Source organism: Nocardia sp. NPDC050713, assembly GCF_040654315.1.
Classification (GTDB): domain Bacteria; phylum Actinomycetota; class Actinomycetes; order Mycobacteriales; family Mycobacteriaceae; genus Nocardia.
This window is the reverse complement of the sequence record NZ_JBFAHS010000021.1, coordinates 1-19,223: the sequence shown is the minus strand read 5'-3', so window position 1 is coordinate 19,223 and position 19,223 is coordinate 1. Positions and strand designations below refer to the sequence as shown.

Genomic DNA, 19,223 nt, shown 5'->3' with positions numbered 1-19,223 from the left:
CGATCAGGGGCTCCTTGTCGCGTCGTTGCGCGCGGCGGCGAGTTTGTAGAGTTCGCGCAGCGCGTCGAGCGTGTGCACCAGCGTCGTCGCGGCGTCCTCCCGGATCTGTTGCCGTGCTTCGTCGATGTTGCGCTCGACCTCCTCCAACGTCTCGCGGTTGGACGAGGCGTCGAGGACGCTGGCGCCGAGCAATTCCTGATCGAAGCGGTGCTCGGCGGTGTTCAACATGACTCGCGCCACCGCCTGCAACTCGGGCCAATTGGGCGGCGACTGCCGATAGGTCTGCTCCGCGGCCACCATGCATTCGATGATGCGTTCGGTCATGTACCACGACGGTTCGGACACCGGCGCGGCGCCGTTGCCGCCGAAAATCCTTGTGGGGTCGTCCCACAACCCGACGGCGCCGACCCGCAGCATGCGCCGGTGCAAATGGTCCATCGCCGCCTTGGACAGTTCCATCAGCTTGTCCCGCGCCGCGACGTTGTTGGACAGGCGCGCAGCCTGCAACATGCGCTTGAGCAGCACGGCGGCGAAGTCCGATACTTCCCACTGCAGGATCGCTCCGTTGTCCACCTGCTCGCTGCCGCGCAGGCGAAGACGGACACCGGGATTGTGCAGCGCGATGGCGGGATCGCCGACAGTCGGCCTGCGGATGATCCTGCCGCGCCCGGCCAGCTCGTCGAAAATGGCCACGGCCCTTGTCAAGTCGTCGTCGGTGGCGGTGCGGGCGACCAGGTCCTGGATCAGCACCGCGGACACGGTGAGACTGAAGTAGTCGGACTGCTCGTTGTCCGACGTCCGCCACGGAATGTCTTCCAGCGGCCAGGATCCCGTGCCGAAGCGAGCGACGGTGGACCAATAACGCTGGGTGAGTTCCCATCGCGTGCGCAGCGCCTGCGCCAGCCGGTGCTGCTGTTCGTTGAGCAGACCGAGCTCGCCGGTTCTCGGGGCGACGAGGTCGTTGATGCCGTCCAGGGCGACGATGGTGAAGTACAGGTAGGGCCGAGGATCGGCGATGCCGGGCTGATCGCCGATCCGCGCTTCGACGAAGTCGACTTCGGTGGCGTTGCGCACCACGCCCCAGCTCCAGCCGCACTCGAACAGCAGGTTCTCGTCCTCGAGCGCCTTGACCGATTCTTCCTGCCCGAGCACGACATCGCTGCGCAGCCGGGCCCGCACGCGCGCGAGCGCACGGCGCACGCCCTCGACGAGTCCGGCGTCCTCACCGGGCCCACTCTGATCGAGCATGCTCAGGATCGCTTGGCCCTCAGGCGATTTCTGCCGCACGGTGTTGACGACGAAGCTGCGCACCAGGCCGGTCATGGCCGCCGTCAGCCGGACACTGAGCTGATCGGAGAGCAGCTTGATCCGCGCCTTCAGATCCTCCGATCGCGTCCGCTCGGAATAGGCGCGCAGGAAGCGCAGCCCGGCCATACACACGGTCAGCGACATGGAATAGGCGTCGACCACTTCGATCCGGTACTGCTCCGGCGTCGGCTCGCCGTCCGCCGCACGCAGATAGCTGCCCGCGGCGAAGTCGGGCTCGCCGGAATCCTTGGTGTTCTTCTCGACGTACTGTTCGAGCAGCCACAGCACGAAACCACGGATCTGCGTGGAGTCACCGATCGGCGCGAGCGCGGCGAGCACGTCGTCGGCCATGCTGTCCGGATTGTCCAGCGCGAACGTGTCGATCTCCGTCGCCGGATAGAGCAGGCACAGCAGCTGCTCGGAGTCGCTGATGGAATTGGAAGCCACTTGGCCGTCCCACTTCCAGGAACTACCGTCCCAGCAGGTGGCGACGAGCGCCTTCCACACATTCAGGATCTGTTGTCTCGGTTGAATTCTCACCTGCCGAAGTCCTCACCCCTCGTCGCCGATCGCACGGATTCCCGGAATCCGAAGGAGCCCGGCGGCGATCTCGCGCACAACATGATACGGGCGCCGATTGGACATCGCGCCGCGAATCCTTTTTGTTTACAAAGGTTTAGAGCTACCGGGCGAGCCCATCGCACGGGCGGGCAACCGGGTCTGGCCATGAGCCGAACGAAACCGGATCGAACGCCGCGACACGAGTCGACCCATGTGCGCGGCGCAGAGAGCTTAACGCACCGAAGAGGCGCTATCAGAGCGAACCGCTATCGGAAAATCACAGCATCAGCCGGACCATATCGGCGGTCCGCGCCAGCCCGGGAAAGGCTTCGGGGGTGGAGCGGGGGTGCAGCGCGTGTACGGCGAGGCGGAACATGACGGCGCGCAAGAGCATTTGGGGCCACTCCGGCAGATCGGACCAGCGGTCGAGCAGGCCTTCGTCGGCTCCGCCCCAAGAAAGCGCGTCGATGACGATGACGCCCGCGGCCCAGGCGGCGGGGCGCCAGTATGGGGTGATGTCGGTGAGGCCAGGGCCGTCCGCGCCCGCGAAGAGGATGGTGCCGAACAAGTCGCCGTGCACCAGCTGGGCCGGGGTCCGCACCGGCTTGCGCAGCGTGGCGAGTTGGCCGATGAGTTCCATGCTGCGCTGCCCGTCGGGCGAGGTGGTCGGGACCGCGCCGCCCGCGCGCAGGCTGCGCAGCGGCACCGCCTCCCACGCCGCGCGATCGGCGGCCACGAAGACGTCCACGTCGACCCACGGCGTGGCCGGCGGCTGCACGAGGAAGCGCGGGCGCTCCAACCTCGTGGTCGCCTGGTGTAGCCGCAGGGAAATCGAGACGACCTCGTCGTGGCGCGGCTCGGGGCAACCGTCCAGGTAGGTGTCGGCGCGCCAGCCGGAGACCACGTAGCGACCGTCGGTGGCGCGCACCGGACGGGCCACGCGTAGCCCGTCGACCTTCAGCGTCTCGCGGATCTTGGCCGACCACGCCGCCCGCGCGTGATCGGCGACCGGGCTGAGCACCACGTCGCCGCAGCGCCAACCGCCGTCCCAGTCGCCGAGCGGGACCGGAGTCACTTCGCGCAGACCGAACGTGGCGCGCACGTGCTCGGGGGGTTCCACAGAAGTCACGGCCGTACGGTACCGCCGGTGCGGGGCCGGATTCGGACGCCGCGCCGTCCGGTCACGCGCTCGGCTATCGCGCGGATCATGGCCCTGTACGGCGCGGATCCGGCGTAGTCCGGGCGTGCGCGTCCGCCGGGCGAACCCGCGCCACGGCGGGCGCGGGGCCGAACCCGTCGTCGCTCAGTAGACCGGCAGGCTGGTGTCGACCTGGTTGGCCCAGGCGACGATGCCGCCCTGCACGTGCGTGGCGTCGGAGAAGCCCGCGTTCTTCAGCACCGCGAGCGCCTCGGCGGAACGGATGCCGGTCTTGCAGTGCAGCACGATCGGGCGGTTCTGCGGCAGCTCGGACAGCGCCTCACCGGAGAGGATGCGGTCCTTGGGGATGAGCCGCGCGCCCTCGATGTGCACGATGTCCCATTCGACGGGCTCGCGCACGTCGATGAGCTCGATCTCCTTGCCCGCGTCCAGCAGCTCCTTCAGCTCGCGCGCGGTGATGGTCGACCCGGCCGCGGCGGCCTGGCCTTCCTCGGACACCACACCGCAGAACGCCTCGTAGTCGATCAGTTCGGTGATCGGCTGACGTTCCGGGTCGCGGCGCAGCTTGATGGTCCGGTAGCTCATGTCCAGTGCGTCGTAGACCATCAGACGGCCGAGCAGCGGGTCGCCGATGCCGGTGATCAGCTTGATCGCCTCGGTCACCATGATCGAGCCGATGGACGCGCAGAGCACGCCGAGCACGCCGCCCTCGGCGCAGGACGGGACCATGCCGGGCGGCGGGGCCTCCGGGTACAGGTCGCGGTAGTTCAGGCCGCGGCCGTCGGGGGCGTCCTCCCAGAAGACCGAGATCTGGCCTTCGAAGCGGTAGATCGAACCCCACACGTACGGCTTGCCCGCCAGCACCGCGGCGTCGTTCACCAGGTAGCGGGTCGCGAAGTTGTCGGTGCCGTCGAGGATCAGGTCGTAGTCGCGGAACAGCTCGACCGCGTTCTCCGGCTCCAGGCGCAGCTTGTGCAGGCGCACGTCGATGCCGGAGTTGATCTCCAGAATGGAGTCGCGCGCGCTGTCGGCCTTCGGCCGGCCGATGTCGGACTCGCCGTGGATGATCTGGCGCTGCAGGTTCGAGGAGTCGACCTCGTCGAACTCCACGATGCCGAGCGTGCCGACGCCCGCCGCGGCCAGGTAGAGCAGGGCGGGCGAGCCGAGTCCGCCCGCGCCGATCACCAGCACCTTGGCGTTTTTCAGACGCTTCTGCCCGTCCACACCGACGTCGGGAATGATCAGGTGACGGCTGTAGCGGGCGATTTCGTCCTTGCTCAGTTCCGCGGCCGGCTCGACCAGCGGCGGCAGGGACTTCGGTGATGACACGTCCAGGACTCCTCGAATCGAATTGGCCGATCGCACGATGTGCAACGCGGGCGACCGAACCGTTCTTCCCCAGTATCGTCGCGTACCGCGTCCGCGATCAGCCGCGCGGGTACGGCCAGGGGTTGAAGCGACAGCGTTTGCCGTCCATCGGGACCACGCCGTCGGGATCGAGCGCGGCGATGTCGTTGTTCTCGGTGCCGAAGGTCTGCTGCATCATGATCGGCGCGAGTCCGCCGTCGGTCTCGCACGGCTGGTGCTGGTGGTAGCCGATGGCGTGACCGACCTCGTGGTTGATCTGGTACTGACGGTAGGAGCCGATGTCGCCTTCGAAGGCGAGCGCGCCGCGCACCCAGCGCACCTCGGAGAGCACCACCCGGTCCAGGCCCGCGTTGAAGCACGAGGAATCGATGGGAATGTCGAAACCGCAAGCTGTGCGGGTGGTTTGGCGCGAGGTCAGCGAGATGCGGAAATCCGGTTTGCCCTGATCGACGCGGCGGAAGGCGAACCGCTTGTCCTGTGCCCAGCTCTTCGGATTGGCCAGCGTGCTGTCGATCATCTTGGCCACCGACTCGTCGCCGCCGAAGCCGGAGGTATCGACGCCGTTCTCGACCTCGACGGTGTAGCTGAAGTGGTACTCCGTACCCGCGCCGATCTCGGCGGTGACGCCGGGGACGACCCGCCAGGTACCCGCGCCGTTCTCGGTGAAGGGACCGCCTTCGGGCAGCGCGCCCGCGGGCAGGTCGGCGGGGAACTGTCCGTCGCCGGGCGGTGCGCCGATGACGCCGGTGTTCGTGGCGCGCGGGCTGAGCCGACCGAAACTCGGCTCGACGATCGACCCGGCGCCGCCCCCGCCGCCGCGCACCGCGTCGGCGACCACGAGCACGGTGACCACGAACAGCACGGGGAGGGCGTACGCGCGCCAACCGTAGGTGGACACGAAACGGCCGAGCGCGCTCTGTTTCTTGGCGTTGCGATCGGGCCGCGGGCCGCGGGAGCGATTCGGATCCGGCGCCGTGGGATCCCAGCGCGCCCGAAGCGGCTGATGGGAGCGGTCGGCGGCCGGGTAGAGACCGAGAGGGTCGTAGATCTCGACGCCGTTGGCGTCGCGTGCCGTCGGGGGTGTGGGCGCGGGTGCCGCGTCGTCGCCGTCGGGTTTCCGCGGCCACGGGTCGGTGCGAGCCCCGCGCTCGGGTCTGGATCGGCCGGGCCGATCTGGGGTCCCGGACCGCGGTACAGCGCCCGATCGGGCAGCCGCACCCGAACGAGTTTCGGGACCGGACCTTGCCACGAGTTCTGAGCCTACGGAACCGGACGACTGAGAGCCAATGGGGACCGAACTCCACTGTGCGCCACATCTCACCCGCGGGACGAGATCGACAACCCCGATCGGCATGTGAGCTACAACCGGGTATCGTTCATTGGATACCCGGTGCACAACCCCTTTTGCCGGGGACTCGACTGGGAGAGCCGAAATGACTGACCTCGTGGACCGGATGACGTCCCGCAGAATGTCGTCCGAGGCCATGGTGCCGACCAAGCGCGGTACCCGGTTGCCGCGCGACGAACGGCGGCAGCAGCTACTCCAGGCGGCGAGCGAGGTGTTCGTGCTCCGCGGGTATCACGCGGCGGGCATGGACGAGATCTCGCAGGTCGCGGGCGTCAGCAAGCCGGTGCTGTACCAGCACTTCACCAGCAAGCTGGAGCTGTACCTCGCGGTGCTGCAGAACTACGTCGACATGCTGGTGTCGAGCGTGCGCCAGGCGCTGCGCTCCACCACCGACAACCGCCAGCGCGTGCGGGCCGCCGTGCAGGCCTACTTCGACTTCGTCGACAACGAGATGCAGGGCTTCCGGCTCGTCTTCGAATCCGACCTGACCAGCGAGCCGCAGGTGCAGCGCCGGGTGGAGCAGGCCACCGAGGCGTGCGTGGACGCGGTCTTCGACCTGGTCGCGCACGACTCCGGCCTCGATCCCTATCGCGCGCGCATCCTCGCCGTCGGCCTGGTCGGCACGAGTCAGTTCACCGCGCGCTACTGGCTGGAGGCCGACCGTCCGATCCCCAAGGACGAGGCCGTCGACACCACGGTCGCGCTGGCCTGGGGCGGTCTGTCGCACGTCCCGTTGCACCCGATCGACCCCACTCGCCTCTGATTCGCGCCGCGGTTGCGCGGCGCCCCCCGAACGCGAACGAGCCCTTGGGTTCTCGGTAATCAACCGGAACCCGAGGGCTCGTTGCTTTGGGTCGTCAGACCGCGGCGAAACCGACCCGGCCGCTGGCGGCGGTGCCGATCTCCACGTAGGCGACCTTCGAAGCCTGGATCAGGAACTTGCGGCCCTTCTCGTCGGTGAGCGCCACGACGCCGCCGGTGCCGCTCAGCGCCTCGGACACCATCGCCTCGACCTCTTCCGGGGTCTGCCCGCTGTTGATCACGAGTTCGCGCGGGCTATCCGAAATACCGATCTTGACCTCCACGGCCAACCTCCGAACCTAGAGTCCTGTGCGGCGGTCGGACGTCGCGTCCGCCCGAGCGCTCTTGCTGTCCGGTCCAAGGCTAGTGCAGGGCAACGGCCGCGCGGCACCGCACTGCCTACGCTGACCGCGAACAGCGGTCCGACCCAGCGCTGGTCACTGGGGTTCGATCAGCTCGATATCCAGCTCGATCTTCACCGCGTCGCTGAGCATGCCGGGCATGGGGCCGCCGACGCCGAAATCGGTGCGCTTGATGGTGCCGGTGGCCGAGAATCCGGCGTGCCGGTCGCCGGTCGGGCCGAAGTCCTGGACGCCGCCCCATTCGACCTCGAGGGTGACAGGCTTGGTGATCGCGCCGAGGGTGGCTTCGCCCTCGACGGTGAAGGTCTCGGCGATCGCCACCGGCCGCGGGGCGCGGAAGGTGAGCGTCGGGCGGTTGGCCACGTCGAGGAAGTCGGCGTTGCGGACGTGGGCGTCGCGGTCGGCGTTGCCGGTGTCGAAGGAGTCGAGGTAGATGATCGCGCCGAGGGTGGCCGCGCCGGTCTCGTCCACGACGAACTCGGTGTCGAAGCGGGTGAACCCGCCGCGCACCTTGGAGATGCCGAGATGGCGGATGGTGAACGCGACCGAGGAGTGGGCGGTGTCCAGCGCCCAGGATCCGGGCTTCAGCTGCTGGGTGGCGGTGGTTGCGGAAGTGTTCGTCATGCCATCGACCTTGTCCGGACCGCGGTCCGGCAACCAGACCGCCGTTATCCTGGACCCCTCAGGGCGAGGCTGAACGTCCGCGGACCGGGCACGATGGAACACATGGCACGTAACGGTTTCGCCGAATTCCTCGTCGCCCGCCGCGGTGAGCTCCGGCCCGCCGACGTCGGAATGCCCGAGGGCGGCCGACGCCGCACGCCGGGGCTGCGCCGCGAGGAGGTCGCGGTGCGTGCGGGAGTCAGCGCCGACTACCTGGCCCGGCTGGAGCAAGGTCGCGACACCAATCCGTCGGTGGCGGTGGTCGACGCGCTCGCCGACGCGCTGTTGCTGGAGGGCGCGCAGCGCCACCACTTCGGGTTGCTCGCGATGGCCTCCGGCAACGAGTCCCGTTGTCCGGGGAGCGAATCCCCGCGCGAACAGCTCGGTGAGACGATCACGGCGGTGCTCGACGCGCTCCAGCCGACGCCCGCCTTCGTCATCGGCAGGCGGCTGAACGTGCTCGGCTGGAACACCGCGTGGGCCGACTTCGCGGCGCCACTCGGTCTGCTGGACGAGCACGGCGAAGCGAACCTGGCCTGGTACGTCTTCACCGACCCGCGCGCCAGGCGAACGCTGCGCGACTGGCCCGCCGCCGCCGACACCTTCGCGGACGCGGTGCTGCGCGCGAAGGTGCGCTGGCCCGGCGACGGGGAACTGCTCGCAATGATCGACGCGCTACAAGGCGAGCCCGAGTTCCGCGTCAGGTGGAAGCCGCACCGGGTCAGCGGCGGGCCGGTGTCGAGCGTGCTGAAGTTCGAGCACCCGGTGCACGGCGCGGTCGACGTCCCGTTCGAGACGATGGAGACCGACCGCGACCAGAGCGTCGTCGTCTGGCTGCTCGACCAGGCCGCGGCCCGTGCGACGGGGCTGCGGCTGGTGCACAACCGAGCCGCGAACGAGTAGACGCGGCCCGTTACCGCTTGCGACCGCGCGGGCTGTCGACGAACCGCCATGCGCGGACCGACAACTAGGCCCTTTGCGGCGAACGGCCGCGCTACGCAGGGCCTAGATGCCGAGGACCGCCATGCGTTCGGCGTGGCTGGTCTGCATGCGCTCGAACAGCGCGGCGATGCCGTTGAGATCGCCGGTGGCGGTGAGCACCAGGTCGGTGAGCTCGTCGCGCTGCGCCATGACGTACTGCGCCTGGGTGATCGCCTCGCCGAGCAGCCGCCTGCCCCAGAGCGTGAGCCGGTCGCGCTCGGAGCGGCTGGTCGACACCGCGCGGCGCACCTCTTCGACCACGAACTCGGAGTGGCTCGTCTCGGCGAGCACGTCGTGGACCACGGTGGCGACCTCCGGCGCGAGCGCGCCCGCGATCTCGCCGTAGAAGTCCGCCGCGATGCCGTCGCCGACGTAGAACTTCACCATCGACTCGAGCCAGGTCGAGGGATCGGTGGAGGCGTGGTAGGCGTCGAGGGCGCGGACGAACGGCGCCATCGCGTCGAACACCTCGACGCCGCGGTCGGCGAGCGCCGCCTCGAGCGTCTTGAAGTGGTCCATCTCGGCGGCCGCCATCTTCGCGACGGCCACCTTGCCGCGCAGGGTCGGCGACAGCTTGGCCTCCTCGGCCAGCCGGTAGAACGCGGAGATCTCACCGTAGGCGAGCACGGCGAACAGGTCGGTCACGCCGGAGTGGTCCGCGGCGATGGGCGAGGTTGCCGGATCGAACGAAACGCCAAGCGCTGACTGTGCTCCCATGAGCCCTAGCGTAGCGGCGTCCCGGCGCGAGTGTTCGTCTCCCCGAACATTCACAGGTCGGTGTCGCGAGACCGCGGCGCAGTGTCCGCCGCAGCTTCGCTCGGCCGCTGATCAGGTCGGCAGGGCTGCGCCGTGGCATCCGCCGGACCTTGGCTCGCGCCCGACCGGCTCAGGCTGCGGTCAACCGAGTTCGGTGAGGAACTTGTCGAGGTAGGCCCATGTGGTGTCGCGGGCTGTCTCGCCGGTGAGGATGCCGAGGTGGCTGCCGGGGGCGGTCTCGTAGCGGACGTCCGCGGCGCCGGTCAGCGTGCGGGTGCCCGCCTCGACGGCAGCGGCCGGGGTGATGACGTCGCTCGGCCCGCCGACCAGCAGCACGGGAGCGGTCACGTCGGCGAGCGCGATGCGCCGCTCGCCGAGCCGCACGACGCCGCGGCCGATGTCGTTGTTCAGGATCAGGCGGCCCCACAGCTGGCCGTAGAAGCGGCCGGGATAGCCCGGCATCGCCGCCATGAACCGGTCGATGGACTCCATCTTGGCCAGCGTCTCGGTGCGCGCGATGTTGCTCGCCACGAACCACGGCCTGGTGAGCTCGCGGTCCCACGCGGTGACCCGGTAGGCGGCGCGGGTCAGCCCGGCCGGGATGCCGCCCACCGCCCTGACCGCGGTCGAGGTGGCGATGCCGCCGGTGAGCTTCGCGACCGCGCGCAGCTGCGGGATGCCGGTCATCTTGTCGTAGTCCAGCGGCGAGCCGACGGCGGTGATCGAGCGGATCGGCAGGTGCGCGTGCGCGGCGGCGGTGAGCAACGCCAGCGTTCCGCCGATCGACCAGCCGACCAGATCGACCGGCTTGCCGCCGATATCCGAGGAGGTGCGCAGGATCGCCTCCGGCAGGATGTCGTCGAGCCAGTCCTCGAAGCCCATCCTGCGGTCGGCGAAGGTGATGTCGCCGTAGTCGACGACGTAGGTGGCCCGGCCGCTGTCACGCAGGAAGCGCGCCAGACTCTGGCCGGGGCGCAGGTCGAAGCAGGTGGCCGGGGCCGCGAGCGGTGGCACGAGGAGCACTGCGGAAGCGCCGTCGGTCGCGCCGCCCTCGTAGCGGCGCAGCTGCCGGTGCGGCTCGTCGCACAGCACCGTCGACGGCGCGGGGTCCGGCGCCTCGACACCCGAGCCGAAGGTCAGCGCCCAGGCGTTGCGGGCGGCGGTGGTGACGGTCTCTGCGATGCTCACCACAAGAATGTCTCACATGCCAGTACCGCCGGTAACAGGCAAGTCCGGTTTGCGAGGTTCGCGGCGGCGCCGAGACCGGTGCCGCGGACCGGCGCGACCCGCCGGACGCGGCGCACGCGAATAGCACTGGACGGCCGCTTTTTCGGCGCCGGGCGGATTCCGGCTCGGTGATGAATTGTCAAGTCGCGCAGCGTCGGTCGGCGACGATCGAGTCGGAAACCGGAGTTTTGCCCTGGAATAACGGCGGCGGCAATTCGAGCCGCGCACAATATCACGCTACAATCACTGCGGACAACGGAAACTTTCGTTACCCATGCGTCCGCCACGAGGTGTGGCGCCGGGGCTTCCGTCGTCCAGGAAAATGTGCGCGCACCAGATCCGCATCCGACTGCGCTGCGCCGATGTTCCCAGGTAGTTGCCGTCATCGGACGGCACCCGACGACATCCGGCTGCGGCGCGCATTACCGGCGGATACGTGGTCGTCGTGGACCGACCGGTCCGCCCCACGCCTCGGGCGCGCGTGACGCGATAACGAGGAAGGCACGAACCTGAGCAAGATCACTGTCGAGCAGGAACCCGGTGTGGCGGACACGCTGTTGACGGCCGAACTGGACGCGACGCATACCGCCCCGACATTCGCCGAATTGGGGGTGCGCGAGGAAATCGTCCGAGCGCTCGCCGAGATCGGCATCGAACGAACATTCGCTATTCAGGAACTGACCCTTCCGCTGGCGCTGGCCGGCGAGGATCTCATCGGTCAGGCACGCACCGGCATGGGCAAGACCTTCGGTTTCGGCGTGCCGCTGCTGCACCGCATCGCCACCGCCGATTCCGGGACGACGCCACTGGACGGCACGCCGCGGGCGCTGGTCATCGTGCCGACCCGCGAGCTGTGCATCCAGGTCACCGAGGACCTGGAGAACGCGAGCAAGCACCTGCGCAACCACAAGGGCAAGCTGCAGGTCGCCTCGATCTACGGCGGCCGTCCCTACGAGTCCCAGATCGCCGCGCTGCGCGACGGCGTCGACGTGGTGGTCGGGACGCCCGGCCGACTACTGGACTTGGCCAAGCAGAACCATCTCATCCTCGGCAAGATCGGCGTGCTCGTCCTCGACGAGGCCGACGAGATGCTCGACCTCGGCTTCCTGCCGGATATCGAGCGCATCTTGAACATGGTGCCCGAGAAGCGCCAGACCATGCTGTTCTCGGCCACCATGCCGGGTCCGATCATCACGCTGGCCCGCACCTTCCTCACCCGCCCGACCCACATCAGGGCCGAGGAGCCGCACGACTCTGCGGTGCACGACCGCACCGCGCAGTTCGTCTACCGTGCGCACGCGCTGGACAAGAGCGAGCTGATCTCGCGGGTGCTGCAGGCCGAGAGCCGCGGCGCCACGATGATCTTCACCCGCACCAAGCGCACCGCGCAGAAGGTCGCCGACGACCTTGCCGAACGCGGCTTCGCCGTGGGCGCGGTGCACGGCGACCTCGGTCAGATCGCCCGTGAGAAGGCGCTGACCCGGTTCCGCAAGGGCACCATCGACGTGCTGGTCGCCACCGACGTGGCCGCCCGCGGCATCGACATCGACGACGTCACGCACGTCGTCAACTATCAGTGCCCCGAGGACGAGAAGACCTACGTGCACCGGATCGGGCGCACCGGCCGGGCCGGGCGCACCGGCGTCGCGGTGACGCTGATCGACTGGGACGAGCTCAACCGCTGGGCGGCCATCGATACCGCGCTCGGCCTCGGCATCCCGGACCCGGTGGAGACCTACTCGCGTTCCCCGCACCTGTTCGCCGATCTCGGCATCCCCGAGGGCGTCACCGGCACGGTCCGCAAGCCGCGGCCGGTCCGCGAAGAGGACGACGTGGTGGTCGAGCGCGAGGCGCGCAGCCCGCGCAAGCGCAACCGCAGGCGCACCCGTGGCGGCAAGCCCGTCGACGGGGCCGAGGTCGGCGCCGAGTCGACCGTCGACGCCGACGGGAACGACACCGAGCCGAACGGCACAGAGCCGAACGCGGAAGAGGGTCGGTCGCGCCGCAGGCGCAGGCGGCGTCGCTCCGGCGGCGCCGAGGGCGTGGACAACGGCGCGGCGGAAGTCGTCGCCGAGGGCGAGTCGACCGAGAACGCGGGCGAGGGCGCCGAGGCGGAGACCACCGAGGCTCCGGCGCGGCGCAGGCGTCGTCGTCGGAAGTCCTCGGAAGGTGCCGGCGAGAACGAGAACGTCGTGGCCGAGACCACGGCTCCGGCGCAGGCCGAGGGCACGGCGGCGGTCGCGAACGACACCGCGGCTCCGGTTGCGGCCGACGCGGGTAACACTGCGGCTCAGGTCCAGGCCGAGACCACGGCGGCAGTCGCGAACGAGGCCACGGCTCCGGCACAGTCCGAGCCCACGGCGGCGGTCGCGAACGAGACCGCGGCGGCCCAGGCTGAGCCGACGGCGGCGGTCGCGAACGACACCGCGGCTCCGGCACAGCCCGAGACCGCGGCGGCAGTCGCGGACGAGACCCCGGCGGCCGCCGAGGAAGCGCCCGCGAAGCCCGTTCGGCGACGGACCCGCAAGACCGCCGCGGCCGAGTCGACGGACAACGGCACCGCCGAGAACGGCGCGGCACCGGCCGAACCGGTCAAGCGCCGCCGCACCCGCAAGACGGCCGACGCGCCGGTCGACGCGAACGGCGACGCGGAGGCCGCCGAGAAGCCGGTGCGCCGCCGTCGTCGCAAGGCCGACGAGGCCGAGGCGAGCGAGGCCGTGGCCGCGACCGCGGGAACGGCTGCTTCGGCATAGTTCGGCGGATCCGCTAGTCTCGCAATCGTGCTCGCACCCGAGCGGCGGACGCGCGCCGACATCATCTCCGCAGTCGCGATCGCTGTGCTCGTGGCGGTCGCGGGGCTGGTGGTGTGGGCGCGCGGCGACGCGACGGGCACCGAATCGGTGACCGCGGCGACGCCCGCGACCACCCCGCCGACGGCCGACAAGATCCCCGCGAACCTGCGGGAGTTGTGGCACGCGCCGGACGACGCCAGCGCGCGGGCGCTGGCCTCCGGCGGCGCGGTGATCACCGGTTCGGGCGGCACCGTCACCGGGCGTGATCCCGCCACCGGCGCCGAATTGTGGCGCTACCGGCGGGATATGCCGCTGTGCGGTGTGGAAGCGCAGTTCGGCATGGTGATCGCGGTGTACCGGGATCAGCGCGGGTGCAGCCAGGCCACCCTGCTGGCCGGTGACACCGGGGAACGCCGCACCGCGCGCAGCAGTTACATGGATCCGAGCGTGCGGCTCTCGGTCGACGGCACCTACGTGCTCGCGTACGGCGAACGGCGACTGGAGATGTGGCGCTCGGATCTGGTGCGCACGCTGGAGTACGGCTACGTCGACGCGCCGGTGAACGTGAAAACCCAACCACGCAAAGGCTGCACGCTGCTCTCGGCCGGTTCCAGCTCGTCCCGGCTCGCCGTGCTGGAACGCTGCCCCGACGACCCGGCGCCCCGGCTGACGGTGCTCAATCCGGCGCCGAAGGACAACACGGTGCCCGAGGAGTACGGCTCGCACGTGCTCTCCGGTCCCGGCACCGATGTGCCAGGCGCCCGGGTGATCGCGGTGTCGGACAGCCGGATCGTGCTCTACCTCCCGGGCGGAACCGTCTCCGGCGCAGGCGAATCCACGCCGCCGCGCCTCGGCGTGTACGACAGCACCGGCAATCCCGTTGTGGCGCATCAACTTTCCGCTCCGCTCGCGGAGAACGCGACGACCACCCGCATCGGCTCGGCGTATCTCGTGTTCACCGGCAACAGCGTGATCGCCTTGAACGCGAGCACTTTCGATCCGCTCTGGGCCGCGCCGAGCGCCCTCGGCTCCCCCGCGATGATGGCCGGACGCCTGCTGCTGCCGGTTGCCGACGGCCTCGCCGTCCTCGATCCCCCCTCCGGCGCGGAAGTCGGCCGCGTCCCGTTCCAGCGCCCGGGCTACACGGGCGGCCCGATCTCCCTCGCCGTAGTCGGAAACATCGTGCTCGAACACCGCGACGGAGAACTGCACGCCCTAGGCTGACGGCCGCCGGTCTCGTCGGCGCCCGAACTTGTCGGTGCCTTGCGTCACACTGGCCGCATGTCCGAAACCGAATCCACCGCACCGGAATCGAAGCCCGCCATCACGTCCTACGACGATCCCGACGCGCCGTGGAACCAGGAATACACCGACACCGAGATCGCGCACTGGAACGACGGCGTGATCGAGGAGTTCCGCGCGAACAGCGGCAAGGTCGGCGGCGCGTACGAGGGCAGTGATCTGGTGCTGCTCACCACCACCGGAGCCAAGAGCGGTGAACCGCACGTGGTCCCGCTCGGCCTGCTGCGACGCGACGAGACCATGTACGTGAGCTCCTTCATCGAGGACAAGTACCCGGCCTGGTTCTACAACGTGAAGGCGAATCGCGACGTCACCATCGAATGGGGGTCCACCACCTACCGCGGCACCGCGCGAGCGCTCTCGGGCGCCGAGTACGACGAATTCGCGGCGTGGGTCTTCGCGAACAATCCGTTGCTCACCGAGTACCAGGCAAAGGTCACGCGCCCGTTGCCGCTGGTGGTGCTCGAGCTGGGCGAGCCGATCTGAGGCGGAACGAACCCGGTCCGGGCGGCGCGGCGCGTTTCTGACCATGATGGAGGGCATGTCCGCACACGAAGACGCCCGGCTGGTTCTACTCCGGCACGGCGAGACGTCCTGGTCGCGCGAGCGGCGGCACACGAGCCACACCGATCTGCCGCTCACCGAGCGCGGCGAGCGGCAGGCGGAGGCCGCGGGGCGGTTGCTCGCGGAGCTGAAGCTGCGGGATCCGCTCGTCCTCACCAGCCCGCGGCAGCGCGCGGTGCGCACGGCGGAGCTGGCGGGCTGCACCGAGACCACTGTCGACGACGATCTCGCCGAATGGGACTACGGCGACTACGAGGGCCTGACCACCCCCGAGATTCGTGAGACCACGCCGGGGTGGACCATCTGGACCGGCACGGCGCCCGGCGGCGAGACGGCCGCCCAGGTACGCGCGCGCGCCGATCGGCTGCTCGCCGCCGTCGAACCCGTCCTGCCGGAGCGGGACGTGGTGCTGGTCGGACACGGGCACTTCTCCCGCGTACTGATCGCCCGGTGGGCCGAGTTCGAGGTGGTCGAGGGCCGCCGCTTCGCGATGTCCACCGCCGCCGTGAGCCTGCTGGGCTACGAGCACGACGCGCGAACCATCCACGCGCACAACATCGTTTCGACCAACGAGGGAGCCAAGTGACCGCCGCGATCCGCCGTGCCACCCCCGCCGACGTCCCCGCGCTCGTCGACCTCGTCTACGACCTCGCGGAGTACGAGAAGGCGCGCCACGAGTGCGCGCTGACACTGGAGCAGCTGCGGGCCGCGCTGTTCGGTCCGTCGCCCGCGCTGTTCGCGCACGTGGCCGAGGACGAGACCGGCGTGGTCGGCTGCGCGATCTGGTTCCTGAACTTCTCCACCTGGGACGGGGTGCACGGCATCTACCTGGAGGACCTGTACGTCAAGCCGGAGACGCGCGGCAAGGGCTACGGCAAGGCGCTCATCGCGGCACTGGCCAAGGAGGCGCTGGAGAAGGGCTACAGCCGCGTCTCCTGGTCCGTGCTCACCTGGAACACGCCCTCCATCGACTTCTACCGCTCGATCGGCGCCGTCGAGCAGGACGAGTGGGTCGGGTATCGGCTGGCGGGCGGCGAGCTGGTGAAGCTGGCCGCCGAAGCGTCCTGAGCCGCGGAGGATCGGTTGCTGATCGACACACCCGATCGCTGGCCCGCCGACGCCGCGGCGGCGATGGCGATCCAGGACGAGCTGCGGCCGCGCGTCGTCGCGGCGAATCCGCGTCCGCCGCGGTTCCGGACGGTGGCCGGGCTGGACTCGGCCTACGACGACGCGAGCGGTGTGGTCGCCGCGGCCGTCGTGGTGCTCGACGCGTCGACACTCACGACGGTCGACACCGCGGTCGCGCACGGCGCGGTGAGCTTCCCGTACGTGCCTGGCCTGCTCGCCTTCCGCGAGCTGCCCACCACCCTCGGCGTGCTCGAACGGCTCGGCGCCGCACCGGATCTGCTGATCTGCGACGGCCAGGGCCTGGCCCATCCGCGCCGCTTCGGGCTGGCCTGTCACGTCGGCGTGCTGGCCGGGGTGCCGACGATCGGGGTCGCCAAGAACGCGTGGGGCGACTACAGCGAACCGGGGCCCGCGCGTGGCGACGCGACGGATCTGGTCCTCGACGGCGAGGTGGTCGGCAGGGCGCTGCGCACCAGGACGGGCGTGAAGCCGGTGTTCGTGTCGGTGGGACACCTGATCGATCTCGACACGGCGTGCGCGCAAGTACTCGCGCTCACTCCGCACTACCGCCAGCCGGAGACGACGCGCCGAGCCGACGCCCTGTGCCGACAGGCCCTGCGCGCGGCGACCGCGTCCGCGCGGTAGTCGTACCTCCGCCTCCGCTCCGGCATACGCGGATTTCGAAGCACTGGGTCCGGTCAGGGCGTACGCCGCCTCCACTCCTGCCCTCCACGCGGCGGACAACGTCCGGCTGCGTGCGAGGTCCTACTCCGGCTCCGCCCCGTACTCCCTGGCCATCCAGCGGGTCGAGGACGGTACGAAGAGCAGGATCAGCGCGGCGACCACGACCACGCCGAGCAGCCCGCCGTAGACCGGCTGGTGCGAATCGGTGAGCAGCGACCACACCACGGGCAGCAGCAGCACCTGGGCGATGACCGCGATGGCGCGACCCCAGCGGTGGCCGAGCAGCAGTCCGATGCCCGCGGCGAGCACCGCGCCGCCGAGGATGCCGAACCATGCCGCGGTGCCGTAGCCGCTGGCCTGCGATTGGTCGTGGCCGAGCAGCCCGCGCACCACGAGCACGATCGCGACCGTCACCGCGACAGCGCCCTCCAGCGCGACCAGCCCGCCCGCGCCGCGCACCGTCGCGGGAACCGCGTCCGCCGAAACCTCTGCCTTGCCGCTTTCCGCCACGCGCCAAGCCTACGACGCGGCGTAGGGTGCGCCCGGTCACGGCCGCGCGGCCGGGGGCCCTTCGCCGCCGCACTAAGCTGCGAACGTGCGGACGTTGCTGATCGTGAACCCGAATGCCACCTCGACCACACCGGCGACCCGAGACCTACTGGCCCATGCTCTGGAGAGCCGCACTCAGCTGACCGTTGCGCACACCCAGCATCGCGGCCACGCGGCCGAACTGGCTCAGTGGGCCTCGACCAACGAGATGGATCTGATCGTCGTGCACGGCGGCGATGGGACGGTCAACGAGACCATCAACGGTTTCCTCCCGCTGCCCGAGCTGAACGATGGACAGGCCTGGATACCCCGGCTCGGCGTGATCCCCGGCGGCTCGGCCAACGTGTTCGCCAGGGCGCTCGGCATCTCCCCCGACCCAGTGACCGCGACCAATCAGCTCATCGACCTGCTGACCCTCGATCACGACCGCACGATCGGCCTCGGCTTGGCCGACGACCGCTGGTTCACCTTCAGCGCGGGCGTCGGATTGGACGCCGACGTGTGCGAGGCCATAGACGCGAGCCGTGCCAAGGGCCGCGCGGCCACACCCGGTCGCTATGTTCGAACAACTGTGCGACAATTCTTCCGCGCGAAGCGTCGCGAACCGCAGATCCGAATCGAAATTCCGGGCCTGGAAGCGGTCGACGAGGTGCACTACGCGTTCGTCACGAACGCCAGTCCGTGGACCTACCTGAACGCCACGCCGGTGCACACCAACCCCGGCACGAGCTTCGAAACGGGCCTCGGAGTGTTTGCCGTGCGGTCCATGGCGGTGCTACCGACGCTGCGGCTCGCCGGTCAGCTCCTCGCCCCGAACGGAAATCCCAAGTCCCGCAATTTGTTTCGTGACGACGACGTTCCGTCGGTGCATATCGAGACGAAGGAGCCCATCGGCCTGCAAATCGATGGCGACTTTATCGGGAAACGCAACGTGGTGGATTTCACGGCGGTGCCCGACGTGCTCGAAGTGGTGGCGCCGCAACCCCGTCGGTGACGAAACGCCGCGAAAAACTCGCGGTTGCGCTGCGAAAACCTCCTCGAGCGAGTACAAAGGACCGGGCAGGTCCCCCATGGGGGCACCTCGATTGCGTGAGCTTCCCCACGGTGCACCGGATACCTATTGACATCTACGGTGTTCGTGAAAGCATTCACAAGCAACCGTGCGGAAACATTCGAGTCGCACAAGTGAACGATCCACAAACGACCGGCGCCCTTTGCGGCGCCCAGCGAAGGAGCAGAGGAATGGACTGGCGCCACAAGGCCATCTGTCGCGACGAGGACCCCGAACTGTTCTTCCCGGTGGGTAACAGTGGTCCTGCGCTCGCGCAGATTGCCGATGCCAAGCTGGTCTGCGCTCGCTGCCCCGTTACTGCCGACTGCCTGTCCTGGGCCCTGAAGTCCGGACAAGACGCCGGCGTGTGGGGTGGTATGAGTGAGGACGAGCGCAGGGCGCTCAAGCGTCGCAACGCGCGCACCCGCACCCGCACCGTCGTCTGACAAGACGACCGGCCTTACCGGACCCTCTCAGCCCGGCCCGGTAAAGCATTCAGCCCGGCACCTACCAAGGTGCCGGGCTCAGTTATTTTTTGCCGCGACTTCGTCGCGGCGGTTCGCGGCCCCTTATGTCTCGGGCGCCAGGCGTGGGGAATTGGGTCTTGGGGGGGGGCGGT

17 protein-coding genes and 2 pseudogenes are annotated in these 19,223 nt (G+C 69.5%); 10 read left to right on the top strand and 9 right to left on the bottom strand.

The features are described 5' to 3' along the window. Positions 1–3: 3 nt before the first annotated feature. From AB0H49_RS30380 to AB0H49_RS30365, 4 genes and pseudogenes are all read right to left on the bottom strand, one after another. On the bottom strand, positions 4–1,848 hold the full coding sequence (locus AB0H49_RS30380) for an SCO2524 family protein (protein WP_355003939.1): 1,845 nt from the start codon (positions 1,846–1,848) through the stop codon (positions 4–6). Positions 1,849–2,146: 298 nt separating this feature from the next. After that, entirely contained in the window at positions 2,147–2,998 is an 852-nt protein-coding gene (locus AB0H49_RS30375) for a TIGR02569 family protein (protein WP_357256252.1), read from the bottom strand. A 174-nt stretch (positions 2,999–3,172) separates the two neighbouring features. Then, positions 3,173–4,357: an adenylyltransferase/sulfurtransferase MoeZ gene (moeZ, locus tag AB0H49_RS30370; RefSeq protein ID WP_357256251.1), complete on the bottom strand. Its 1,185-nt coding sequence runs from the start codon at positions 4,355–4,357 to the stop codon at positions 3,173–3,175. Positions 4,358–4,454: 97 nt separating this feature from the next. Further along, a pseudogene (locus AB0H49_RS30365) lies at positions 4,455–5,523 on the bottom strand (DUF3152 domain-containing protein). A gap of 306 nt (positions 5,524–5,829) precedes the next feature. Here AB0H49_RS30365 and AB0H49_RS30360 point away from each other — a divergent pair. After that, positions 5,830–6,507, top strand: coding sequence for a TetR/AcrR family transcriptional regulator (locus AB0H49_RS30360; protein ID WP_355003942.1), 678 nt, complete (start codon positions 5,830–5,832; stop codon positions 6,505–6,507). A gap of 94 nt (positions 6,508–6,601) precedes the next feature. Here AB0H49_RS30360 and AB0H49_RS30355 read toward each other — a convergent pair whose 3' ends face one another. Both AB0H49_RS30355 and AB0H49_RS30350 read right to left on the bottom strand, forming a co-directional pair. After that, positions 6,602–6,829, bottom strand: coding sequence for a DUF3107 domain-containing protein (locus AB0H49_RS30355; RefSeq protein ID WP_141809126.1), 228 nt, complete (start codon positions 6,827–6,829; stop codon positions 6,602–6,604). A gap of 153 nt (positions 6,830–6,982) precedes the next feature. Continuing rightward, the gene (locus AB0H49_RS30350; RefSeq protein WP_357256250.1) at positions 6,983–7,531 is read right to left on the bottom strand and encodes a YceI family protein; all 549 of its coding nucleotides are present in this window, start codon (positions 7,529–7,531) and stop codon (positions 6,983–6,985) included. 102 nt (positions 7,532–7,633) lie between these two features. Here AB0H49_RS30350 and AB0H49_RS30345 point away from each other — a divergent pair, with 102 nt between their 5' ends. Then, positions 7,634–8,473, top strand: coding sequence for a helix-turn-helix transcriptional regulator (locus AB0H49_RS30345; protein ID WP_357256249.1), 840 nt, complete (start codon positions 7,634–7,636; stop codon positions 8,471–8,473). Positions 8,474–8,575: 102 nt separating this feature from the next. Here the strand turns inward: AB0H49_RS30345 and AB0H49_RS30340 are convergent, their stop codons facing one another. Both AB0H49_RS30340 and AB0H49_RS30335 read right to left on the bottom strand, forming a co-directional pair. Next, on the bottom strand, positions 8,576–9,268 hold the full coding sequence (locus AB0H49_RS30340) for a ferritin-like fold-containing protein (protein WP_355003945.1): 693 nt from the start codon (positions 9,266–9,268) through the stop codon (positions 8,576–8,578). Between the two features lie 180 nt (positions 9,269–9,448). Continuing rightward, positions 9,449–10,495, bottom strand: a complete 1,047-nt coding sequence (locus AB0H49_RS30335; protein ID WP_357256248.1) for an alpha/beta fold hydrolase — start codon at positions 10,493–10,495, stop codon at positions 9,449–9,451. A gap of 581 nt (positions 10,496–11,076) precedes the next feature. Between AB0H49_RS30335 and AB0H49_RS30330 the strand changes: the two are divergent. The 6 genes and pseudogenes from AB0H49_RS30330 to AB0H49_RS30305 all read left to right on the top strand — a co-directional run. Further along, positions 11,077–12,444: pseudogene (locus AB0H49_RS30330) on the top strand (DEAD/DEAH box helicase); the annotation flags it as partial. A gap of 870 nt (positions 12,445–13,314) precedes the next feature. After that, on the top strand, positions 13,315–14,550 hold the full coding sequence (locus AB0H49_RS30325) for a PQQ-binding-like beta-propeller repeat protein (protein ID WP_357256247.1): 1,236 nt from the start codon (positions 13,315–13,317) through the stop codon (positions 14,548–14,550). Positions 14,551–14,607: 57 nt separating this feature from the next. Next, positions 14,608–15,114, top strand: coding sequence for a nitroreductase/quinone reductase family protein (locus tag AB0H49_RS30320; RefSeq protein ID WP_357256246.1), 507 nt, complete (start codon positions 14,608–14,610; stop codon positions 15,112–15,114). A 55-nt stretch (positions 15,115–15,169) separates the two neighbouring features. After that, positions 15,170–15,778, top strand: a complete 609-nt coding sequence (locus tag AB0H49_RS30315; protein WP_355003949.1) for an acid phosphatase — start codon at positions 15,170–15,172, stop codon at positions 15,776–15,778. Next, entirely contained in the window at positions 15,775–16,260 is a 486-nt protein-coding gene (locus AB0H49_RS30310; RefSeq protein WP_355003950.1) for a GNAT family N-acetyltransferase, read from the top strand. Before AB0H49_RS30315 ends, AB0H49_RS30310 begins: the two co-directional genes overlap by 4 nt. A 15-nt stretch (positions 16,261–16,275) precedes the next feature. Further along, positions 16,276–16,965 carry an endonuclease V gene (locus tag AB0H49_RS30305; protein ID WP_357256245.1) on the top strand — a complete coding sequence of 230 codons (690 nt, stop codon included), beginning with the start codon at positions 16,276–16,278 and terminating at the stop codon, positions 16,963–16,965. Positions 16,966–17,085: 120 nt separating this feature from the next. Here the strand turns inward: AB0H49_RS30305 and AB0H49_RS30300 are convergent, their stop codons facing one another. Next, positions 17,086–17,514, bottom strand: coding sequence for a hypothetical protein (locus tag AB0H49_RS30300; protein ID WP_355003952.1), 429 nt, complete (start codon positions 17,512–17,514; stop codon positions 17,086–17,088). An 85-nt stretch (positions 17,515–17,599) separates the two neighbouring features. On the opposite strand from AB0H49_RS30300, the gene AB0H49_RS30295 reads away from it, so the two are divergent. After that, on the top strand, positions 17,600–18,547 hold the full coding sequence (locus AB0H49_RS30295) for a diacylglycerol kinase family protein (RefSeq protein ID WP_357256244.1): 948 nt from the start codon (positions 17,600–17,602) through the stop codon (positions 18,545–18,547). 248 nt (positions 18,548–18,795) lie between these two features. Continuing rightward, complete coding sequence (locus AB0H49_RS30290) at positions 18,796–19,050, top strand: WhiB family transcriptional regulator (protein WP_011211115.1); 255 nt, start codon at positions 18,796–18,798, stop codon at positions 19,048–19,050. The last annotated feature ends 173 nt before the right edge of the window (positions 19,051–19,223 follow it).

Bases quoted from the DNA above. Each gene is read 5' to 3' on its own strand.
- AB0H49_RS30360 (WP_355003942.1), top strand. From the start codon at position 5,830: ATGACTGACCTCGTGGACCGGATGACGTCCCGCAGAATGTCGTCCGAG.
- AB0H49_RS30350 (WP_357256250.1), bottom strand. From the start codon at position 7,531: ATGACGAACACTTCCGCAACCACCGCCACCCAGCAGCTGAAGCCCGGA.
- AB0H49_RS30345 (WP_357256249.1), top strand. From the start codon at position 7,634: ATGGCACGTAACGGTTTCGCCGAATTCCTCGTCGCCCGCCGCGGTGAG.
- AB0H49_RS30340 (WP_355003945.1), bottom strand. From the start codon at position 9,268: ATGGGAGCACAGTCAGCGCTTGGCGTTTCGTTCGATCCGGCAACCTCG.
- AB0H49_RS30320 (WP_357256246.1), top strand. From the start codon at position 14,608: ATGTCCGAAACCGAATCCACCGCACCGGAATCGAAGCCCGCCATCACG.
- AB0H49_RS30315 (WP_355003949.1), top strand. From the start codon at position 15,170: ATGTCCGCACACGAAGACGCCCGGCTGGTTCTACTCCGGCACGGCGAG.
- AB0H49_RS30290 (WP_011211115.1), top strand. From the start codon at position 18,796: ATGGACTGGCGCCACAAGGCCATCTGTCGCGACGAGGACCCCGAACTG.